Source organism: Shinella granuli (assembly GCF_004341885.1).
Taxonomy (GTDB): domain Bacteria; phylum Pseudomonadota; class Alphaproteobacteria; order Rhizobiales; family Rhizobiaceae; genus Shinella; species Shinella granuli.
In genome coordinates, this window is record NZ_SLVX01000038.1 from 1 (window position 1) to 18,533 (window position 18,533).

General features: G+C 59.3%; 18 protein-coding genes, 3 pseudogenes and 1 other annotated feature. Of the genes and pseudogenes, 8 read left to right on the plus strand and 13 right to left on the minus strand.

Annotated features, from left to right (window positions below; translation table 11 throughout):
- A partial coding sequence (locus tag EV665_RS32715) for a hypothetical protein (protein ID WP_210234702.1) occupies window positions 1–300 on the plus strand: 300 nt, incomplete at its 5' end.
- On the opposite strand, the gene EV665_RS29470 is transcribed toward EV665_RS32715, so the two are convergent.
- Entirely contained in the window at window positions 280–999 is a 720-nt protein-coding gene (locus tag EV665_RS29470) for a helix-turn-helix transcriptional regulator (RefSeq protein ID WP_380688510.1), read from the minus strand. The genes EV665_RS32715 and EV665_RS29470 overlap by 21 nt on opposite strands.
- A 555-nt stretch (window positions 1,000–1,554) precedes the next feature.
- Between EV665_RS29470 and EV665_RS29475 the strand changes: the two genes are divergently transcribed.
- The gene (locus EV665_RS29475; protein ID WP_133036883.1) at window positions 1,555–1,854 is read left to right on the plus strand and encodes a transcriptional repressor TraM; all 300 of its coding nucleotides are present in this window, start codon (window positions 1,555–1,557) and stop codon (window positions 1,852–1,854) included.
- 14 nt (window positions 1,855–1,868) lie between these two features.
- On the opposite strand, the gene traR is transcribed toward EV665_RS29475, so the two are convergent.
- Window positions 1,869–2,573, minus strand: a complete 705-nt coding sequence (traR, locus tag EV665_RS29480) for an autoinducer-binding transcriptional regulator TraR (protein ID WP_015647751.1) — start codon at window positions 2,571–2,573, stop codon at window positions 1,869–1,871.
- Window positions 2,574–2,876: 303 nt separating this feature from the next.
- Here traR and EV665_RS29485 point away from each other — a divergent pair, with 303 nt between their 5' ends.
- Window positions 2,877–3,128: a hypothetical protein gene (locus EV665_RS29485; RefSeq protein ID WP_018326249.1), complete on the plus strand. Its 252-nt coding sequence runs from the start codon at window positions 2,877–2,879 to the stop codon at window positions 3,126–3,128.
- Complete coding sequence (locus tag EV665_RS29490) at window positions 3,125–3,523, plus strand: type II toxin-antitoxin system VapC family toxin (protein WP_018326250.1); 399 nt, start codon at window positions 3,125–3,127, stop codon at window positions 3,521–3,523. Before EV665_RS29485 ends, EV665_RS29490 begins: the two co-directional genes overlap by 4 nt.
- Window positions 3,524–3,631: 108 nt before the next feature.
- On the opposite strand, the gene EV665_RS29495 is transcribed toward EV665_RS29490, so the two are convergent.
- Genes EV665_RS29495 through traA form a run of 4 tightly spaced genes read right to left on the minus strand, consistent with a single transcriptional unit; the run spans window position 3,632 to window position 9,300 of the window.
- The gene (locus tag EV665_RS29495; RefSeq protein ID WP_133036884.1) at window positions 3,632–4,240 is read right to left on the minus strand and encodes a TraH family protein; all 609 of its coding nucleotides are present in this window, start codon (window positions 4,238–4,240) and stop codon (window positions 3,632–3,634) included.
- 17 nt (window positions 4,241–4,257) lie between these two features.
- The gene (locus EV665_RS29500; protein ID WP_133036885.1) at window positions 4,258–5,424 is read right to left on the minus strand and encodes a conjugal transfer protein TraB; all 1,167 of its coding nucleotides are present in this window, start codon (window positions 5,422–5,424) and stop codon (window positions 4,258–4,260) included.
- Window positions 5,414–5,980: a conjugative transfer signal peptidase TraF gene (traF, locus tag EV665_RS29505; protein ID WP_018326253.1), complete on the minus strand. Its 567-nt coding sequence runs from the start codon at window positions 5,978–5,980 to the stop codon at window positions 5,414–5,416. The genes EV665_RS29500 and traF overlap by 11 nt, the downstream gene beginning before the upstream one ends.
- A complete protein-coding gene (traA, locus tag EV665_RS29510) occupies window positions 5,977–9,300 on the minus strand; it encodes a Ti-type conjugative transfer relaxase TraA (RefSeq protein ID WP_133036886.1) in 3,324 nt (1,107 codons plus the stop codon). The genes traF and traA overlap by 4 nt, the downstream gene beginning before the upstream one ends.
- Before the next feature lie 248 nt (window positions 9,301–9,548).
- Here traA and traC point away from each other — a divergent pair, with 248 nt between their 5' ends.
- From traC to EV665_RS33220, 4 genes are all read left to right on the plus strand, one after another.
- On the plus strand, window positions 9,549–9,845 hold the full coding sequence (traC, locus tag EV665_RS29515) for a conjugal transfer protein TraC (protein ID WP_018326255.1): 297 nt from the start codon (window positions 9,549–9,551) through the stop codon (window positions 9,843–9,845).
- 4 nt (window positions 9,846–9,849) lie between these two features.
- A complete protein-coding gene (gene traD / locus EV665_RS29520; RefSeq protein WP_133036887.1) occupies window positions 9,850–10,065 on the plus strand; it encodes a type IV conjugative transfer system coupling protein TraD in 216 nt (71 codons plus the stop codon).
- Complete coding sequence (gene traG / locus EV665_RS29525; RefSeq protein ID WP_133036888.1) at window positions 10,052–11,989, plus strand: Ti-type conjugative transfer system protein TraG; 1,938 nt, start codon at window positions 10,052–10,054, stop codon at window positions 11,987–11,989. Before traD ends, traG begins: the two co-directional genes overlap by 14 nt.
- 229 nt (window positions 11,990–12,218) lie before the next feature.
- The gene (locus EV665_RS33220) at window positions 12,219–12,683 is read left to right on the plus strand and encodes a WGR domain-containing protein (protein ID WP_342636245.1); all 465 of its coding nucleotides are present in this window, start codon (window positions 12,219–12,221) and stop codon (window positions 12,681–12,683) included.
- A 1-nt stretch (window position 12,684) separates the two neighbouring features.
- On the opposite strand, the pseudogene EV665_RS29540 reads toward EV665_RS33220, so the two are convergent.
- From EV665_RS29540 to EV665_RS29575, 7 genes and pseudogenes are all read right to left on the minus strand, one after another.
- Window positions 12,685–12,987: pseudogene (locus EV665_RS29540) on the minus strand (integrase core domain-containing protein); the annotation flags it as partial.
- A gap of 28 nt (window positions 12,988–13,015) precedes the next feature.
- Entirely contained in the window at window positions 13,016–14,368 is a 1,353-nt protein-coding gene (locus EV665_RS29545; RefSeq protein ID WP_133036901.1) for an IS30 family transposase, read from the minus strand.
- Between the two features lie 66 nt (window positions 14,369–14,434).
- A pseudogene (locus EV665_RS29550) lies at window positions 14,435–15,313 on the minus strand (IS3 family transposase); the annotation flags it as partial.
- Window positions 14,970–15,086: a sequence feature (AL1L pseudoknot), on the minus strand. (Overlaps the previous pseudogene by 117 nt.)
- 102 nt (window positions 15,314–15,415) lie before the next feature.
- Window positions 15,416–15,566, minus strand: a pseudogene (locus EV665_RS29555) (ISNCY family transposase); the annotation flags it as partial.
- Between the two features lie 371 nt (window positions 15,567–15,937).
- On the minus strand, window positions 15,938–17,107 hold the full coding sequence (locus EV665_RS29565) for a Gfo/Idh/MocA family protein (protein ID WP_133036890.1): 1,170 nt from the start codon (window positions 17,105–17,107) through the stop codon (window positions 15,938–15,940).
- 11 nt (window positions 17,108–17,118) lie between these two features.
- Complete coding sequence (locus EV665_RS29570; protein ID WP_133036891.1) at window positions 17,119–18,171, minus strand: sugar phosphate isomerase/epimerase family protein; 1,053 nt, start codon at window positions 18,169–18,171, stop codon at window positions 17,119–17,121.
- A gap of 58 nt (window positions 18,172–18,229) precedes the next feature.
- Complete coding sequence (locus EV665_RS29575; protein ID WP_133036892.1) at window positions 18,230–18,529, minus strand: putative quinol monooxygenase; 300 nt, start codon at window positions 18,527–18,529, stop codon at window positions 18,230–18,232.
- Between the last annotated feature and the right edge of the window lie 4 nt (window positions 18,530–18,533).

Consider the following 18,533-nt stretch of genomic DNA (forward strand, 5'->3'; position numbering starts at 1 on the left):
TTCCTCGTCGACGAGCAATGTGACCCGGAAGTCATCAAACCATCATGGCAGACGAGCCGAAATCATAAACCCCGCGGCCTTCGCCGGATGGATACGGCGAAATGCCTGATCCATGAGAGCCTGATAACGGGTGTATTGATGCGCTTGAACCAGAATGAACAAGGTTTATCTCCAGCTGTTGATCTTGGCTGGAAGATGCCGCTTGGCAGAGGAGCCAGATATTCCCGCATATGGTCAGACCCATATGCGGGTATTGTCAAAGACTGGCGGGCGGTCGGCTCATATCGTGATCACGCGTAGCTTCAGGGCAAGAGTGGCCGCCGCCGAGATCGTGGCGCAACCGAGTTTTGTCCTCGCCGACTTGATGTAGCTGCGGGTCGTGTGATGCGAAAGGCCGAGAATAAGCGCGATATCCTTGTAATCCTTGCCGAGCGCGCTCCAGTAGAGGCACTCACGTTCCCGCGGACTCAAGACCGGGATCGGATCGCTCGCTCCATGTAGCTCGAACACTGCCATCTGGTGGACGAGATACGCGAGATCGCCCCATTCACTCCGATGAGCACTGACCAGATCCTCCCAGTCTTCGGCGGAGGCGTTCGAATTCAAAGAGAGGATGGCGCGACGGCCGGCTTTATCCGATATCGGGATGGAAAAACCAAAACGGCCGATCCCATGGCGTATTGCGTCTTCCAGAAACATCAGCATCTCGGGCGTGACGTCGAGTTCTCGCCAATCGAATGGCAGCTGGCGCAAAAAGCCCTCCCGCGCGACAGGATCGATGGTGACATAGCCCTTCAACAGATAGGTGGATACCCACGCATCCGGGTAGGTCGTGCGTACGAACGGAGCATCAAAATCACCGATCACCGTCGAAGCAAGGTGGTAGGTTATGAAATCGACGCGATAAACCGACTGTATCAAATGGAGTGCTTCGGTCACCGCGCCCGCCTTTGCAAGGCGCTCCTTGACGTCAGAAAAATCGGCGAGAAGTCCTGTCAATATACGCTTCCTAAGCACTGCGGGCTGACAATCGGCCTTAGAGATCGAATGATCAGCCAAAGGAGTTCGGCAGCGATGCAGAACTTCATGGGATTGTGCCGTAACCTGATTGCTTTCTCGGTTCAAACGCAACTTCCCGGCGAGGATAGGCATTGCTATGCGGAGGTTAATTTAGTTCGACGATTGGACGATCCTTCGTTTCAGTTTGGACACCAAAACGACAGCGACTCTAGGCTCCTTCTTCAATCGCTGGCCGCGAGCCGACCTCGGACGCCAACAAATCTGCGGTGGCGCGGATGAGGTTAGGTCGCTATAAGCGCTGGTGAGGCAGTACGCGCTGCCTCCGGGCTTAGTAACCCGACGCATGCCGGTTTGGCGTCCGCCGTTAGGGCGCCGAATTCCTCGACCTATGGTCGGGGAGCCATGGACGTATGTCCAGGTTCCTCGGAACTAAAGGTCTATGGGCCGGCGCATGCTCGGTTACTAACTCCCCGATCGCCAGGGGTCAGGAACTATGCGGGGGCGCACCGCGCATTCCTGTTTTGGGAGTTGAACATGGACGCCGACGACCGATTGAATGGCGAGGCAGTCGATCTGAAGCCGCTGATAGGGCTCTTGCATGGGCTTCCGTCACCGCTCGTTGAGCGTCTCACGATCGATGCAATCCGCGAACATCGGGATCTATTGGAGCGGGCAGAAAATCTGTTCAATGAACTGCCGGCTGACGTTAAAGCCGGCAAGGAGCTTGTTAGCGATACCCATATTGCCTATCTCGAAGCAACCATCAGGATGCACGCGCAAATGTCGGCGCTGACCACCCTCCTGCACATTCTGGGCTATACGCCCAAGGCCTGACCCGCCAGATCAGCCTAAATCAGGCCGCGTCGTATAGCCAAAGCCACCACCTGCGCATGATTGGCCAGATTGTAGCGCGTTCTGACATCGTCAATCGCAGAGCGGACGCCAGCATACTTTGCCTGCTCCAGTTCAGCGATCACCTCGACCGTTTTGCCAAGCGACAGCCAGCGAATGTAGTTCACCTGCTTCGGCGTCAAGACGATCTTTTCCTCGATGGAGGGCGTGACCCGCATGTGCTCAAGACGCGTATGAAGCTGGGCGACCGCTGAGGCAGCCATAATCGCATCGATCTCCATATCACTGGCAAGCGAAGGCTTCGCCGATGCAAAGGTCAGCATGGACATCGCACCGTTGGCGGTGGCGACCGGGATGGAAACGCCCGAGCGAATGTTAAAATCAGCGGCTTTCGAAAAGAAGTTTTTCTGCTCTTTTGACAGCGAGCTCTTGTCGGCTTCGCCAGACCAGGCGAAAGCGCGCCTTATAAGCTGGGCCTGCCGCATGACCGGATCGATGAACCGGTAGTCCAGCGTGTCATAGATTTTCTGCCAGTCGATATCGTAGTTGGAGACCGCATAGGTCTGCCCGGGACGAATGTTTACGAAGGCATAGCCCACAAAATCGAACCGATCAGCCAGATTGGCCAGGGCGCCCTTCACCATGGACTGATCGTTTCCGATCACGGTGATATCCAGCAGTTTCTCGACCCAGTTTGACATCCATACTCTCCCTGTAAATCGCACCCGTTGCGCGGTGGCGAAATGCGTCGGCAGTCAGAGGGACCGCGACGCGCGCGAACAGTGACCTGGTAAAGAATGAAGCATATTCAATCGCATAAGTTGACCATCACGGAATGGTTTTCTAAATCGTTTCCGCGAGATTGAAAACCTCGGAATTTGTTTATTCGCGGAAAACGTGTCGGGGTGTCGACCGACCGACCTCACTTTTCAGACAGTGCGGTCCATCCACCTGTTATTGTCTTTAAAAATGTCCTATATCTGGACTGTCATTAGAGAGAGACCATGTTGCAGCTTACACACGATACCGAACAGCTTGCCCGAAAGGTTGCGGCCCGTGTGGGCCGTAGACCGGATGATCTTATTCGCGCGGCGCTCGAACGTGAGGCTGCGGCGCTTGGCGTTTCCACTGATTTGCCTGTTCGCAACCGCATGACCGTCGAGCAGATGATGGCCGTCGGCGAAAAGGTCTCGGCCCTGCCGCTGTTTGACCCATCGTCGCCGAAAGAGATTCTCGACGACCTGAACGAACAATGATCGTCGTCGATTCCTCCGCAGTAGTCGCCATCCTCGAACGGGAAGACGACAGTGCTCTTTATGCTCGCGTAATTCAGGATGCCGACGATCTCACGATGTCGGCCGTCAACGCCCATGAATGTGCGGTCGTTCTACGTCGCCGTAGAGGGCCGGAGGGTGAGCGAATCCTCTGGCTCTTTCTGACAGACAACGGCGTCCAGATCCTGCCCTTTGATGAGGAGCAGGCTCGAAGAGCTTCAGAGGCCTTCGGAAAGTACGGCAAGGGCATCGATGCGAAGGCTAGGCTTAACCTTGCCGACTGTGCCGCATACGCGCTCGCCAAAAGCCTTTCGGCGCCTTTGCTGTTCAAGGGAGATGACTTCATACACACCGATATCGAAGTCGCGGCACGGTAGGCATAAGTGTCCGCGCCGGGCTATCTTGACGCCCGAACTCCAAGTTCGGTGGATGGCCTTGACGAGCTCAGTGTCACGAATACACCGCCGGATTGCAGTGTTTGGGCGTTACTGCCCGCCGATCCGGGACAGATCGACCCGAATTCCCGCGGTTCCAACCTCCTTTTCGTCTGAGGGCTCCCCTTCGCTCTGGGAGGCGGTGGCATCAGCAGGTTTGTCTGCGGCATCCGAAGAAACTTCCTTCCGATCGACGATTGTACCACCTGGATCCTCCGCCTGAAACACGCTTTCACCTTCGAACTGGCCGGTGTTCCAGGCGTAAACGGCATCTTCGAAGATCTGCGGAAGCACCTCACTGCTCGTTGGGTTGCCATACCACTTTGAAACGATGCGCATGATCTTTGAAAACATCCTCGTCCCCATGCGAAGATTTTCGCATGGGTCAACCAGATCTGGTTTCAGCGCGGACGCGTCCTTCACGCCGACACCCGCCGGGAACTGTGTCAGGCCCACACGCACGACGGCCTGTCCGACATACTGGCGTATGACCTCCATTGCCTCGTCTGGGGTCTTCGGTTTTGGTACAAGGATGAGCCGCCCTCCGGATTTGACCGTGACAGCCAGGGGATCGCCAGGACCGACAGCGGCTACGAACTGCTCGACGATGGCGGGTTTCAGGGAGAGATCGGCGCATTCCGCGATAAAGGCAGCATCCATGACGAAGGCTCCAAAGTTTAGGTATTGAAGGAAATCACAAGGGGAACGCCGAACAGAGCGGACCAGGCTTTGGCGCTAGCGCGCTGGATGGCGACGATGTTGCCACCCGTCGTCCACCAGCCATTGCCGATTAAAACGATCGCGTCAGGTCGGTGTAGCATCGACTGGAGAATGGGCCACAGGACGAGCTGCTCGTAGCAGATAAGAGGCGCGATCTTTCGGCCCGCGACCTCGACGACAGGATTGGCCAAGAGGTTGGCGCGGGCGCCGCCAGTCTCTCCTGTCCATCGCTCCCATGGACGCCACATCGAAACCGGCACAGGCATGCGCTCGCGATAGAGGACACGCCCCCCATGCGCATCGATGGCCACCATGACGTTGTCGTAGCCAACCGCATCGACGACCGCCGCGCCGGCGACCACAGTCACGTGGGTTCCTTGCAGCTCATTCCGCCAGAAACGTTCAAGCGTTGGCGTCCAAAAGCCCAGTGTGCTCTCGGGAAGCACGACGACGGTCTCTCGTGTTCCGGCAGCCTTCCGAACAGTCGTCACCACGTCACGTTGACGTTGAAGGGATTGATCGCGGCCGAGACTTGCGCCCATTTCAAGGTCGACACCACGCCACCCCTCCGGTAGAATCTGATGTGTCTCCGATGCGGCGGACCAAAGCCATAGACCTGACAGGGCAATGGCGATAGCCGGCCCGATCCGGGTTACGAGACAGATCAGACCGGCTATCAACACGAGAAGCCCCCACCATCCCCATCCCGGAAACAGAATTCCCGCCGCCGTCAGCGGATGGGCCCAACCCGTGATGCCGAGCGGAGGCAGACCGGTAAGAGCGAAGATGAGGAGATATCGCACCGCTTTTATCCAGCCCGACCGTACTGTCCAGAATACCGCATGGACGGCAACGAAGGACGATGCCGCCGCGACCCAGAAGAGGAGGCCAACCCAGAGGTCGGCGGAAAAGAACTGTGCGGCGCCCGACGGCAATCCTCGCGACGCCGCCAGGAAATAGCCGGCCGCGACGAGGGCCGCTGCGATCCGCGTCGGTGATCGGGCCCACAGAAGCGGGAAGAAGGTTGCCGCTGGCAGCAGCGGCGCCTGGCCGCTCCAGCCGATCGCCCCGACGACGACGGCAAGGGGGACGAGAACGGCCGTGATCACGATCTCACGGCGCATAGGTCAACACCTCTTGCGCCAGACCGAGCACGCCTGACACAGGCACCGGCCCGAAATATCGGGAATCCCATGAGCCGATGAAGTCGGAGTGCAGATACACCTCTCCGGCTCGCACCATTCCGCTTTGACCGTGCCGAAGAGATCGCCCCTGTCCGTCCTTCTCCATGATGCGGGAGCCGGGGATCGGTACGCGGTCAACTGCGATGTGATCGGTGACGTCCACGCGCTGTCCCGCCACCGCGATGACAGTCTTTATCAGCGGCCCAAACCCGCCGGGGCAAAGTCCCGGGCGGAGATAGCCACGCTGCCTCGCCTCGCGCATGGCGGCATTGTCAGGCGGGCAGACGAAAACTGTTTCGCCGGGCAGGACCGGGCGGGTGAGCGTAACGATGCGCCAGAGGCCGAGCGGCTCACTCCGCGTCGTGTTGATGCGCAGACCACCACTCCAACCGGCAGCAAAGAGGACGCCAATCATGCCAGCGGCCACGGATATCGTGACGCAGGCGCGGCGTCGTTGACGAGGCATCGTCCAACCTTCACGCATCATCATAATCATTTGAGGGAGAGCCCCTTGGTCTGGGTTTGCCGCGTTGTTTCAGCCTGCTTCAATGCCAGCGTGGTGCGCTCGTGCGCGGCGAGTTGCTGCACAGTGCGCATGCTGTTCCAGGCCGACTGCACTTCGCTTTTCTGCGAAGGGTTCATCCCGGCCGTCAATTTGTGAAAGGTCTCGCCGTTTGCAACTTTTGCCGAGATCGGCAGCAGGCTGCGTTCTCCGAAACGCTCGGACACAGCCTTGGCAAAGCCTTCAAGCTCAGCCTTCACGTTTCTGTCGGCCAGCGCATATTCGAGACCGGCGGGAAGATCGTTGCGATCGATCGCATCGCGGATCCGCTCAAGCGTTTGCTTGGCCGATGGCGAGAGGGCAGGGATGTCGATGGAGACCTTGAGACGGATTGCCCGCTCTTGCGCTTCATGCTTGCGCTCCGCCTCGACGCGCGCCGTTACATACCGCTCGAGGTTTCGCGCCAAGGCAGGCGCGTTGACAAGCGCCGTGTCGCGCGCTGCCTTCTCATTCGCTCCGGTGAAGATGCCGGTCTTGCCTTTGAGCGCTCCAAACCTTTCCGGCTCTGCTGCGATCTTCGCAAGCGTTGTCTGCGCTCTTGCCGGATCCTTCAGCATGGCGTCGACATTGACAGCCTTGAACGCGGTCTCCGGCTCAGCGAAGACCTGGGTAAAGCGTGTCGTGACCTCCTGCCATTGCTTCTTCAACCCCGGATCGGCGGCCAAGCGATCCTCAACGGCCTGGTCGATCGATTTCGGGAACGTTGTGATGCCTGATACCATCGGCCTTGCCTCCATGACGGGTTTCGGGGTCACTTGGGTATTCGAGCGCTTGAGACCGAGCTGTGCGCCGATCGTCGCCAGCCGGGCGGTGAGATTGACGAGCTTCTGTTTCTGGCGAACGGTCCAGTCGAGGCGGTCGCGAACGAGGGTGCGTGCGACATTGACCAGATGCAGGCCGCGCGCGTCGGCGAAGCGAAGGGCCGCGCGATAGAAGGCGCCCTTCTCGTAATCGAGCGTCGTTTCCTTGGAGTTCTTGCGCGATAGAAGCTCGGCAAGGCCACCCCCCTTGGCGAAGGACCGCGAGCCATAATAGACGCCGAGATCCTCGCGATGACGGGTCATCGCCACATAAGTCAGGTGACGGTCGAGGGATAGCGAGGCCAGAACCTTGACCCTGTCGACGGTCGCGCCCTGGCTCTTATGGATCGTGGTCGCATATCCATGATCAACATTGTTGTAGAACCGCTGCTCTACGCTGATAGCTTTGCGATGTTCGCCTTCACCAATTTCGGCAACGATACGCCCCGGGGCGGCCTCCACGACCTTGGCCAGCATGCCGTTCTTGACGCCAAGTGAGCTTTCATTTTTGAGGAAGACGATCCGATCGCCGGCGGCAAAATGACGAATACCGTCTTCCGTCTTGAAGGCGTGACCGCCATCGACAAGGCCGCGCTCCACCAGCTTGGCGCGCGCCAGCTCGTTGAGCATCCTGACGTCGCGGCGAAGGTGTGCGAGGATCAGCGAGGACCGGGTCGGATCGTACTCGCGGTTCCAATCGGAGATAAGGTTTTCGACGGCTTGTGACTTCAAGGTCGATCCCATCATCCGACCGTTTGCGCTGTAGGACTCGACAGCCTTGGCGATGTTGCCGCGGGCGAGATCGAGAGAAGCGTCGCGCATCCATTGCTCGTGCTGGCGATAGATGGTTTCGAGTTCGGCGTAGCCGATGCGATCAGCGATGGCGCGGAAGGCGGCACCTGCCTCGATCGGCTGCAGCTGTTCGGGATCACCGATGAGAACGAGCTTTGTCCCGCGCACCGTTGCCTCTTCAACAAGCTGCGCCATCTGTTTCGAAGAGACCATGCCGGCTTCGTCCAAAACCATAACGGTCTTGTCATTGAGATGGTCGCGACCTTGGGCCCAGCGCAGTTCCCAGGAGGATAATGTACGGGAAAGAATACCCGCTTCCTTTTCCAGCCCTTCGGCCGCCTTCCCCGCCAGGGCGGCGCCAACGACACGATAGCCGGCCGCTTCCCAGGCCTCGCGCGCCGCCTTCATCATCGTGGTCTTGCCGGCGCCGGCGCGGCCGATCACGGCTGCAATCCGCTCAGGACCTGCAACATGCTCGATGGCCGTTTTCTGCTCATCCGTGAGGCGCTCATGGCGCTCGAACACCGCCCCGATGATCTTCTGGCGGACGCCATGCGATGATCGCTGGGACAGCCATATCGACCGGTTTGCCATCTCAGCCTCAAGGCGGATCATCTCGCGCGTCGTATACCTCGCGGGCGTCCTGACACCGGAGGTAAAGTCGATACGCTCACGGTCGAGACGCAGCACGTCCAGATGCTGCATGATCCGCGCCATCAGGCTCTGGAAGAGAGCCGCGTCGTCGACATAGCGATGGAGGACTTTCGCCACGTCCTGGTTGTCGAAAACGCTCTTCTCCCGAGTGATGAGATCAAGCACGATGCCGGGATTGCGCTGGATGCGCCGGACATTCTCCGCGCGCCGCTCTTCCTGCAATTCGATCCGCTCGAGCTTCCGTGACCCGGCTGTCGCCAGCCCGTTTTCCGTTTCCGATTTTCGCTCGATGGCGGTGGCGCCGACCCCGATATGAATGGTCGGGGTCAGGTCGATACCCTGCTTTTCGAAGGATCGGCCATCGATGCGGATATCCAGCCCGGCAAGCACCAGGCACCGGTTCAGACAAGCAAACCATCCATCACGAAAGGAATTGAAGTCCTCGGTGCCACCCGCCCAGAGTTCATAGATGATTTTGCCAGTGTCATTGCGAATGGGCTGGCCGTCTGGTCCAAGAACAGCGACCTTCTTGGCACCGAACCCGTCCCCGCTCAGAGGCCGCAATGTCGTCATCAGGTGGACATGCGGGTTGCCGGGTGCATCGTGATAGACCCAGTCCGCGACCATACCCTTCGACGTGATATGCTCGGCAACGAAGTCTCGCATCAGCGCGATGTTCTGCTCGGAGGATAGCTCGATCGGCAGCGCGATGGTCACATCCTTGGCAAGCTGGGCATCGACCCGCTTCTCGAACACTTCCACCTTGTTCCAGAACGCTTCCGAGGCTCCCGAGACCGATCGATCGGCAATCATGACGCGTAGCCAGTCTGGCGCATCGGCAGGGATCACGAACTCCTCGTGCAGCAGACCCTGCTTGCCTGTGTAGTCGATTGTGCGTGCTTCCCGCTCGTAGTCCATCCTGGCGCAGTGCCGGTAGGCCGCAGACAGCACGGCGCTGCGGCCAGAGCCACGGGCGACGATGCTGACTGAAAAATGCGGGACGGCCACGGGTGGAACGTTCCTTCTTACGAACGAAATCAACAGGTTGATCGCAAGAGGTGGCCCCGCTAGGGGCAAAAGCAGAACGTCGCGTCAGCGACGTATAATTGCGCCCTTGGATCCGCTCTTGTCGAGCGGCGGGATCATTCGCCAAATGCTGACGCTTTGGCGAGGTACAAATTTGTACCTGTCCTGCCGGGAAAAAATCGGGGACTCTCCGCCATCATTCCACGGATATCACTGGAGATTGCATCCCGATGAAGAAGCCAACGTCCAAAATCCGCGAAGAACTTGCCCGCTTGCAGGAACAGCTGAAGCAGGCGGAAACGCGTGACGCCGAACGCATCGGCCGCATTGCGCTGAAGGCCGGACTTGGAGAGATCGAAATCGACGACGCCGACCTTCAGGCGGCGTTCGAGGACGTGGCGAAGCGGTTTCGCGGAACCAAAGCCGGATCGAACGGAAAAGAAAAGAGTGCCGCTGGAGCGACCGGAACATTGCCGGCCACGTCGCTCAGTGCTGGCGCGGTTGCGGGCCAGGCTGGCGAGGCTTGAGCGGATGCAGCGACTGACCACAGCAGAGGCCAGAAAGAAGGACGCTCGCGAGAAGATCGAGTTGGGCGGCCTGATCGTCAAAGCCGGGTTGCGCTATGAGAAACGCACGCTGTTGCTCGGTCTGTTGATCGAAGCGAAGACGAGGATCAAGGACGATGAGGCGGAGCGATCCCGTCTGACCGCAATTGGCGCGGAGGCATTCGGCAATGACAGCGACTAGGATCCTGCTCGCCGTTGTCCCGCCGCTGATGATGATTGCCATCGCCCTCGCGTTGCCGGGGATCGAACAATGGCTTGCGACGTTCGGAAAAACGGCAGAGGCGAAATTGACCCTCGGCCGAATTGGACTGTCGCTGCCCTATATCGCGAGCGCTGCGATCGGGCTGATCTTTCTCCTCAGTGCCCAGGGATCGGTCAATATCAAGACCGCAGGGTGGGGCGGCCTGGCGGGATCGGTGGCCGTCATTGCACTCGCCATCGTTCGGGAAGGAATACGGCTTTCGCAATTTGCCGGAGAGTTGCCAGCGGTCCGGTCGATCCTGTCTTATATCGATCCGGCAACAATGACAGGTGCTGCGGCAGCTCTCTTCTCCGGCATCTTCGCGCTGCGGGTAGCGGTGATCGGCAACGCGGCATTCTCGCGTTCCGAGCCGAAACGAATCCAGGGTAAACGTGCGCTGCATGGCGAGGCAGAATGGATGAAACTGCCGGAAGCAGGGAAGCTGTTCGCAGAGGGTGGCGGCATCGTCATCGGCGAGCGATATCGTGTCGATCGCGATAGCACAGCGGCACTCTCGTTCCGGGCCGATCTGCCTGAAACATGGGGCGCCGGGGGCAAGTCACCGCTGCTCTGCTTCGACGGTTCGTTCGGATCGTCACATGGCATCGTGTTCGCCGGCTCCGGGGGTTTCAAGACAACGTCGGTCACGATTCCCACGGCGCTGAAATGGGGCGGCACGTTGATCGTACTTGATCCATCCAATGAGGTGGCGCCGATGGTCAAGGCGCACCGGATTAAGGCCGGCCGTGATGTAATCGTGCTCGACCCGAAAGATCCCGATATCGGGTTCAATGCCCTGGACTGGATCGGTCAGCATGGCGGGACGAAGGAAGAGGATATCGCTGCGGTCGCCTCGTGGATCATGAGCGAAAGCGGCCGCGCCAGCGGCGTACGGGACGATTTCTTTCGTGCATCCGGCTTGCAGCTGCTGACGGCGATCATCGCCGATGTCTGCCTCTCCGGTCATACGGAAAAAAAGGATCAAACGCTGCGGACAGTGCGCATGAACCTCTCGGAACCGGAGCCGAAGCTGCGCGCGCGGCTTCAGGAAATCTACGACAACTCCGAGTCCGATTTTGTGAAGGAGAACGTGGCAGCGTTCGTGAACATGACGCCGGAGACATTTTCCGGTGTCTATGCCAATGCGATCAAAGAAACACATTGGCTGAGCTATCCGAACTATGCCGGTCTCGTGTCCGGTTCGACCTTTTCGACCGATGACATCGCGTCGGGAACGACCGACGTGTTCGTCGCACTGGATCTCAAAACGCTGGAAACCCACGGAGGTCTGGCGCGGGTGATCATCGGCTCATTCCTGAACGCCATCTATAATCGTGACGGGGCGATGCCGGGACGCGCTCTGTTCCTTCTCGACGAGGTCGCTCGCCTGGGTTTCATGAGGATCCTTGAGACGGCACGCGATGCCGGCCGAAAGTACGGGATCACGCTTCTCATGATCTATCAGTCGATCGGCCAGATGCGCGAAACCTATGGCGGACGCGACGCCACCAGCAAGTGGTTCGAAAGCGCGAGCTGGATCAGTTTCTCAGCGATCAACGATCCGGAGACCGCGGACTATATCTCCCGGCGTTGTGGAACAACGACAGTCGAGATCGACCAGGTCAGCCGCAGCTTTCAGGCGAGGGGTTCGTCACGAACCCGATCAAAGCAACTTGCCAGCCGACCATTGATCCAGCCGCACGAAGTCCTGCGAATGCGTGCCGATGAGCAGATTGTGTTCACCGGGGGAAATGCGCCGCTTCGATGCGGTCGCGCGATGTGGTTCCGGCGAGCCGACATGAAGTCCTGCGTTGGCGATAACCGCTTCCATGGAAACCGTGGACCATTGGAAATCAAGGTCTGAGGGAGAACCCAAATCCGGAGGCCGGGCGATGAGATATTGGTAAGCCTGCGAGGCACAGGTCACGGTAGAAGAGGCCATCGAAGAATGCCGCGTCCATCAAATTGAGGCCATCGTTCGCGAAAGCGATAGCGCTTTGGTGGATGTCACGACCGGTGATCTCATCGTTCATCCAGACGAGCAAGCCGACTATTGTGGCGCCGATATTCTCGGTTACCTGGGATACTGATCAATGGCAGTCGGCTATCGCGGGAGGATCGTTACCGGGATCGGCGAAGACCACAGTTGGGCTTCGTTCGCTTCAGCGAATAGAGCCGTACGCCAAAGGCGGACCGCCCAATGCTCCTTCTGTCCATACTTCACAAAACTGAATCGTTCCGCGACCATCGATTCACAACTGTCGTTGGACGCATGGGCCCGATTGCGCGATCCTCTCACCATGATCGCCCAGCCCTATCACCTCTATATCGAACGCACGGATGCTGAGAAGAATATGGCACGCTTCTATGCCATATCGATCGAGCCGACCCTCTTCGGAGAGGCCTGTCTTATGCGGCGTTGGGGACGCATCGGCACCAGAGGCCAGCTAAAGCTTCATCACTTCGAGCAAGAGAAAGACGCGGTTGAATTGTTCCTTGATCTCGTCAGGCAAAAACGTCTGAACCGCCCCGGCTTTGCCGGAGACCGTTTGGTTTAAGTTATGCGGCCATGGCTGGCGCGTCCAGCATGGCATAGTATCGTTCTTCTGCCTCTGCGGGCGGGATATTCCCGATGGGCTCAAGCAGGCGGCGGTTGTTGAACCAGTCGACCCATTCGAGCGTGGCGAACTCCACGGCTTCGAAGTTTCGCCACGGTCCTCGCCGATGGATGACCTCGGCCTTGTAAAGACCGTTGATCGTTTCAGCGAGAGCGTTGTCGTAGGAATCGCCAACACTTCCGACCGACGGCTCGATGCCCGCTTCTGCCAGCCGTTCGGAATAGCGAATAGACACGTATTGGGCGGATTCAACCGGTCGTCGCAACACTGGGTTATTGTCCAGATTTCAGATATTCGTTCAAGGCTTCAGTTGGTGTCTTCCAGGCAAGGGTTTTTCGGGGCCTGTTGTTCAGAGTGTGTGCTACGGCTTGAATCTCTTGGGCAGTCCAGCGCGACAGGTCGGTGCCCTTCGGGAAGTATTGCCGCAAAAGGCCGTTGGTGTTCTCGTTCGTACCGCGTTGCCACGGACTGCGGGGAGCTGCGAAGAAGACCTTCACCCCGGTCTCGCTCGTGAACCGAGCATGGTCGGATAGCTCCTTCCCACGGTCCCAGGTCAATGACCGCCGCAGTCGGGCAGGCAGAGGCTTCATGGTGTCCTTGAGCGCATTGGCCATGGCGATGGCCCCATAGCCAGCCAGCGCCGGGCCGTTCTTCGTGCGTTGAACCAGACCGTAACCCTTCTGACGAGGCAGATGGACCAAGCTGGTAAAGCGAGTCGAACGCTCGACCAGGGTTCCGATTGCGGACCGGTTCAAACCGATGATCAGGTCACCCTCCCAATGTCCGGGCACCCCACGGTCTTCTACTTCTGCGGGGCGTTTGGTGATCATCACTGCGTCGCTGACGTGTGCCCATGCCTTGGCCTGAGCTCTGGCCCGCGGGATACGCAACGCCCGGCCGCGGCGCAGGCAGCCGACGAACTTGCGTTCGAGAGCACCGCGATGTTGGATGTAGAGGGCCTGATAGATGGCTTCGTGTGAGATGCGCATCGATTTGTCCTCCGGGAAGTCGATCTGCAGCCGATTGGCAATCTGTTCGGGCGACCACCCATTAACCCATTGCCTGTCACCGCGATGTGGCTTGTTGCGCCCCTTGAACGGTGCCTGCTGAGGGCCTGCAATCTCACGGCCGTCAGGGGCTTGGATCTTACCAGCCAAACGGTCTTGGACGTAGTGTTGCAAACGTGGGTTCGTCACCAGCTTCGCCGGCTTTGGTCTTCTGGCCACCAGTTCCGCCTTCCATTGTGCGACCGAAGCTCGATATTCGAGCTTCCCGCCACGCGTTGCAGCGTTTCGTCTCAGCTCTCGCGAGACCGAGGACGGGCTACGCCCGATACGGCGGGCGATCTCTCGCACCCCGACGCGTTGGGCCCACAGAAGTCCGATCTCCTCTCGCTCGGTGAACGACAAGTATCTCCCGGATATGGGTCTCGACATGAACAATGGCATCCCGCCACGATGACGGAACCAGCGGGTGCCGACAACTTGCGACACCCCGACCGCCTCCGCGGCCTTCTCACTGGTGATCCCGGTCGCGATCTTTTCCCAGAACTGTCGTTCGATCTCACGACGAAGCGACGGTGCACCTGGCGAGCGCATTACTCCTCGCCCCGTCAACTCCTGCATCCATCCCGCAGGTCGTCCCATGAACACCTCCATGATTGGAGTGTTGCGACGACCGATTGAATCCACCTTGCGATCCGCGGTCGGAATGATGAACCAGTCCGCCACGTTTGACGGGCCGCCGATCATGAAGTGCCTGGTCGAGGGCATCGAGCACAAAGCCCGCATGAGCAGTCCGGCTTGCCCGCCAACCGACGATGCGGCGGGCGAAGGCGTCAATGACGAAGGCCACGTAGACGAAGCCCTGCCAGGTCGCGACATAGGTGAAATCGGATAACCACAGCATATTCGGCGCTGGAGCCTTGAAGTGTCGGTTGACACGGTCGAGCGGACACGGGGCAGACTTGTCCGACAAGGTGGTTTTGACTGGCTTGCCGCGAATGATGCCTTGAAGACCCATCTTTCTCATGAGCCTTGCGACGGTGCAGCGTGCGACGTCGAAGCCTTCTCGCTGCAACTGACGCCAAACTTTCCGCACGCCGTAGACCTGGAAGTTCTCGTTGAACACCCGGCGTATCTCGACCTTCATGGCCATGTCGCGCCGGGCGCGGGCCGACAGGCGACCCACATCCGTGCGCTTGGCAATAACTTCATAATAGGTGGACGGGGCAATCGGCAGCAATCTGCAGATCGGCTCGACCCCGAGCACCGAGCGGTGTTCGTCGATGAAGGAAATCATCGCTTCAGTGGGCGGTCGAGCTCCGCCTGGGCAAAATACGCCGAGGCTTTGCGTAGAATCTCATTCGCCTGACGAAGCTCCCGGTTCTCCCGTTCCAGAGCCTTCATCTTCTCGGCGACGTCACTCGGCAAACCGGCACGCTTGCCGCTGTCGACCTCGGCCTTCTTCACCCATTCATGAAGGGTATGCGCCGAGCAACCGATCTTGGCTGCTATCGAAGAAACCGCAGCCCAGCGGGACGGATGCTCGGCCTCGTGTTCTGCCACCATTCGAACGGCGCGGGCACGGACTTCAGGAGAAAATTTGTTCGTCGTTTTGCTTGTCATAGACCCTACTTCTCACGAGTTGGGGTCTCCGGCAAAGCCGGGGCGGTTCATAGGCCTGCAGCAGCCGATGCACCTGACTTCGACTGAGGTCGAGCAACTCGGCTCCCTGGACAACGCCAAGCCGATTGTCACGGATCTTTTGAATGACTTCGAGGCGATGCAATTCTTTCTGCGACATGGTGATCAACAAGGACATGACGACTCCGACAGCTCATGGTCTCGACCAAGCTCGAAGTCGTCATCCTTGCTCCCGACGTTGGCGTTGACCAGTGCATCAAGAGGCGAGACTGTCGCATCTGTAACTGGCCCAACTGTCGCATTACGAAATAGCCCCTACAACCATTTGCGGGGTAAGGCATAATTATGGAACTTTAAACTCTCAGTAGCAAAGACTCAATTTGAGCCCTGAATGAGAATGCGCCCCTTCCGTAGCCGCGGCTTTGATGCGACACAAGCGTAGGAATCCCTCGTCGTCGACTTGCATGACATCGCTCTCGCATATGGATCAAGACGATATGAGTCTAGGCCGAGCTCCCTAAACGTCTCCCACTTTGGGGTCTACTCGAATCAAGCCTTGACCCAAGCGCCATTGCGCTTGGACGAGGCGATGCAGGCCTCGACGAAAGCCACCCCCTTCACGCCGTCCTGGACGCTTGGATAGAGCACGTCGGGTTCCACTTTTTCGCCCTTTCGCTTGGCGATAATGGCGCGGGCGGCTTCGGTGTAGATGGTGGCGAAGCCTTCGAGATAGCCTTCCGGGTGGCCGCCCGGAATGCGGCTGACGCGGCCTGCGGCGGCATTGGCGCCGGCGCCGTTGCGGGTGATCAGTTGCTTCGCCTTGCCGAGTTCGGCGACCCAGAGATAGTTGGGGTCCTGCTGCGACCATTCGATGCCGGCCTTGGTGCCGTAGACGCGGACCTTTAGCGCATTTTCATTGCCAGTCGCCACCTGGCTGCACCAGAGTATACCCTTGGCGCCGCCCTTGAAGCGCATCATCACATGGGCGTTGTCGTCGAGCGCGCGGCCGGGCACGAAAGTGTGGACGTCGGCGGCGAGTTCTTCGAGTTCGAGGCCCGAGACGAAGCAGCCGAGATTATAGGCGTGGGTGCCGATATCGCCGGTGGAGCCGCCCGCGCCGGACTGCTTGGGATCCGTGCGCCAGGCCGACTGCTTCTGGCCGGACTCTTCGATCGGCTCGGCCAGCCAGTCCTGCGGATATTCCATCTGCACCAGCCGGATCTCGCCCAGTTCGCCCGACTTCACCATTTCCCGCGCATGCCGGATCATTGGGTAGCCGGTATAATTGTGGGTGAGGATGAACAGCGCGTCCGATTCCTGGGCGACCTTCAGGAGCTTCTTGGCGTCGGCGAGGTTGGAGGTGAGCGGCTTGTCGCATATCACATGAATGCCGCGGCGCAGGAATTCCTTGGCCGCCGGGTAGTGCATGTGATTGGGCGTGACGATCGAGACGGCCTCGATGCCGTTCTTGATCTTGGCCTCGCGGATCGCCATCGACCGGAAGTCGTCATAGATGCGGTCCGATGCGAGGCCGAGTTCGGCGCCCGACTGGCGGGATTTTTCCGGCGTAGAGGACAGGGCCCCGGCCACCAGTTCGTAATGATCGTCGATGCGGGCGGCGATGCGATGCACCGCGCCGATAAAGGCGCCCGACCCGCCGCCGACCATGCCCAAGCGAATGCGGGCTTCGCGCTTTTCCGTGCTTCCTTCGATAGCCATGTCTGATCCCCTCAGATGCCCAGCATGCGGCGGTTAGCGGCGTCATCCGTGCCGGCGCCGGCGAAATCATCGAACGCCTTCTCGGTGACGCGGATGATATGGGCTTTGACGAATTTCGCGCCTTCGCGGGCGCCGTCTTCGGGATGCGTCAGCGCGCATTCCCATTCGACCACCGCCCAGCCAGCGAAATCATTGGCGGCCATCTTGGAGAAGACAGCGCCGAAATCGACCTGGCCATCGCCCAGCGACCGGAAGCGGCCGGCGCGGTTCACCCAGCCCTGATAGCCGCCATAGACGCCCTGGCGACCGGTCGGATTGAACTCCGCGTCCTTGACGTGGAACATCCGAATGCGCTCTTTGTAGATGTCGATGTTATCCAGATAGTCCAGGCATTGCAGCACGTAATGCGAGGGATCGTAGAGCATGTTCGCGCGCGCATGGTTCTTCACGCGCTCCAGGAACATCTCGAAAGTGATGCCGTCATGCAGGTCTTCGCCGGGATGGATCTCGTAGCAGACATCGACGCCCTGCTCATCGGCAAAATCCAGGATCGGCGTCCAGCGGCGGGCCAGTTCGTCGAAGGCGGCTTCAACCAAGCCGGCCGGGCGCTGCGGCCAGGGATAGAGGAAGGGCCACGCGAGAGCGCCCGAGAAGGTCGCCATCGCGTCGAGGCCGAGATTTTTCGAAGCGGTTAGGCAGAGCTTGACCTGCTCGACGGCCCATTCCTGGCGCGCCTTGGGATTGCCACGCACCTCCGGTGCGGCGAAGCCGTCGAAGGGTTCGTCATAAGCGGGATGGACCGCCACCAACTGACCCTGGAGATGCGTGGAGAGTTCGGTGATCTCGACGCCGTTTTCCCGGGCGATGCCTGCGAATTCGTCGCAGTAGTCCTTCGAGGTCGCTGCCTTCTTGAGGTCGATCAGCCGAGCATCCCAGGAGGGAACCTGCACGCCCTGGTAGCCAATGTCGGCTGCCCATTTGGTGATGGACTTCCAGGAATTGAACGGCACCGCGTCGCCGGCGAACTGCGCGAGAAACAGGGCTGGACCCTTGATCGTCTTCATGCCACTGGTCTCCATACCATGTGTTCAAGTCTATCTCGCACTTCGAGATGCGCGAGGTTCAGCGTCGATCGCTCAACCTGAGAAGTCGCTGTATCTCGATGGGCCTAGATAACAACGTGTCCGATTGACTTAACAACGGCTGCAAATGCGGCATTTGCAGATGTGCTTGAAAAGCATCCTCATCTATCCAGTTCTCGTAGAAAACGAAGATGCAGGGATCGCTGGCATCGATATGCAGGTTGTAGTCCATGCAGCCATGTTCGGCGCGCGTGGGCCCGACCTGATCGGTGAGAAGGCGTAAAAGCTCCTCTCGCATTTCCGGGCGGGCCGTCAGCGTTGCGATGAGAGAGACGACCATGGTC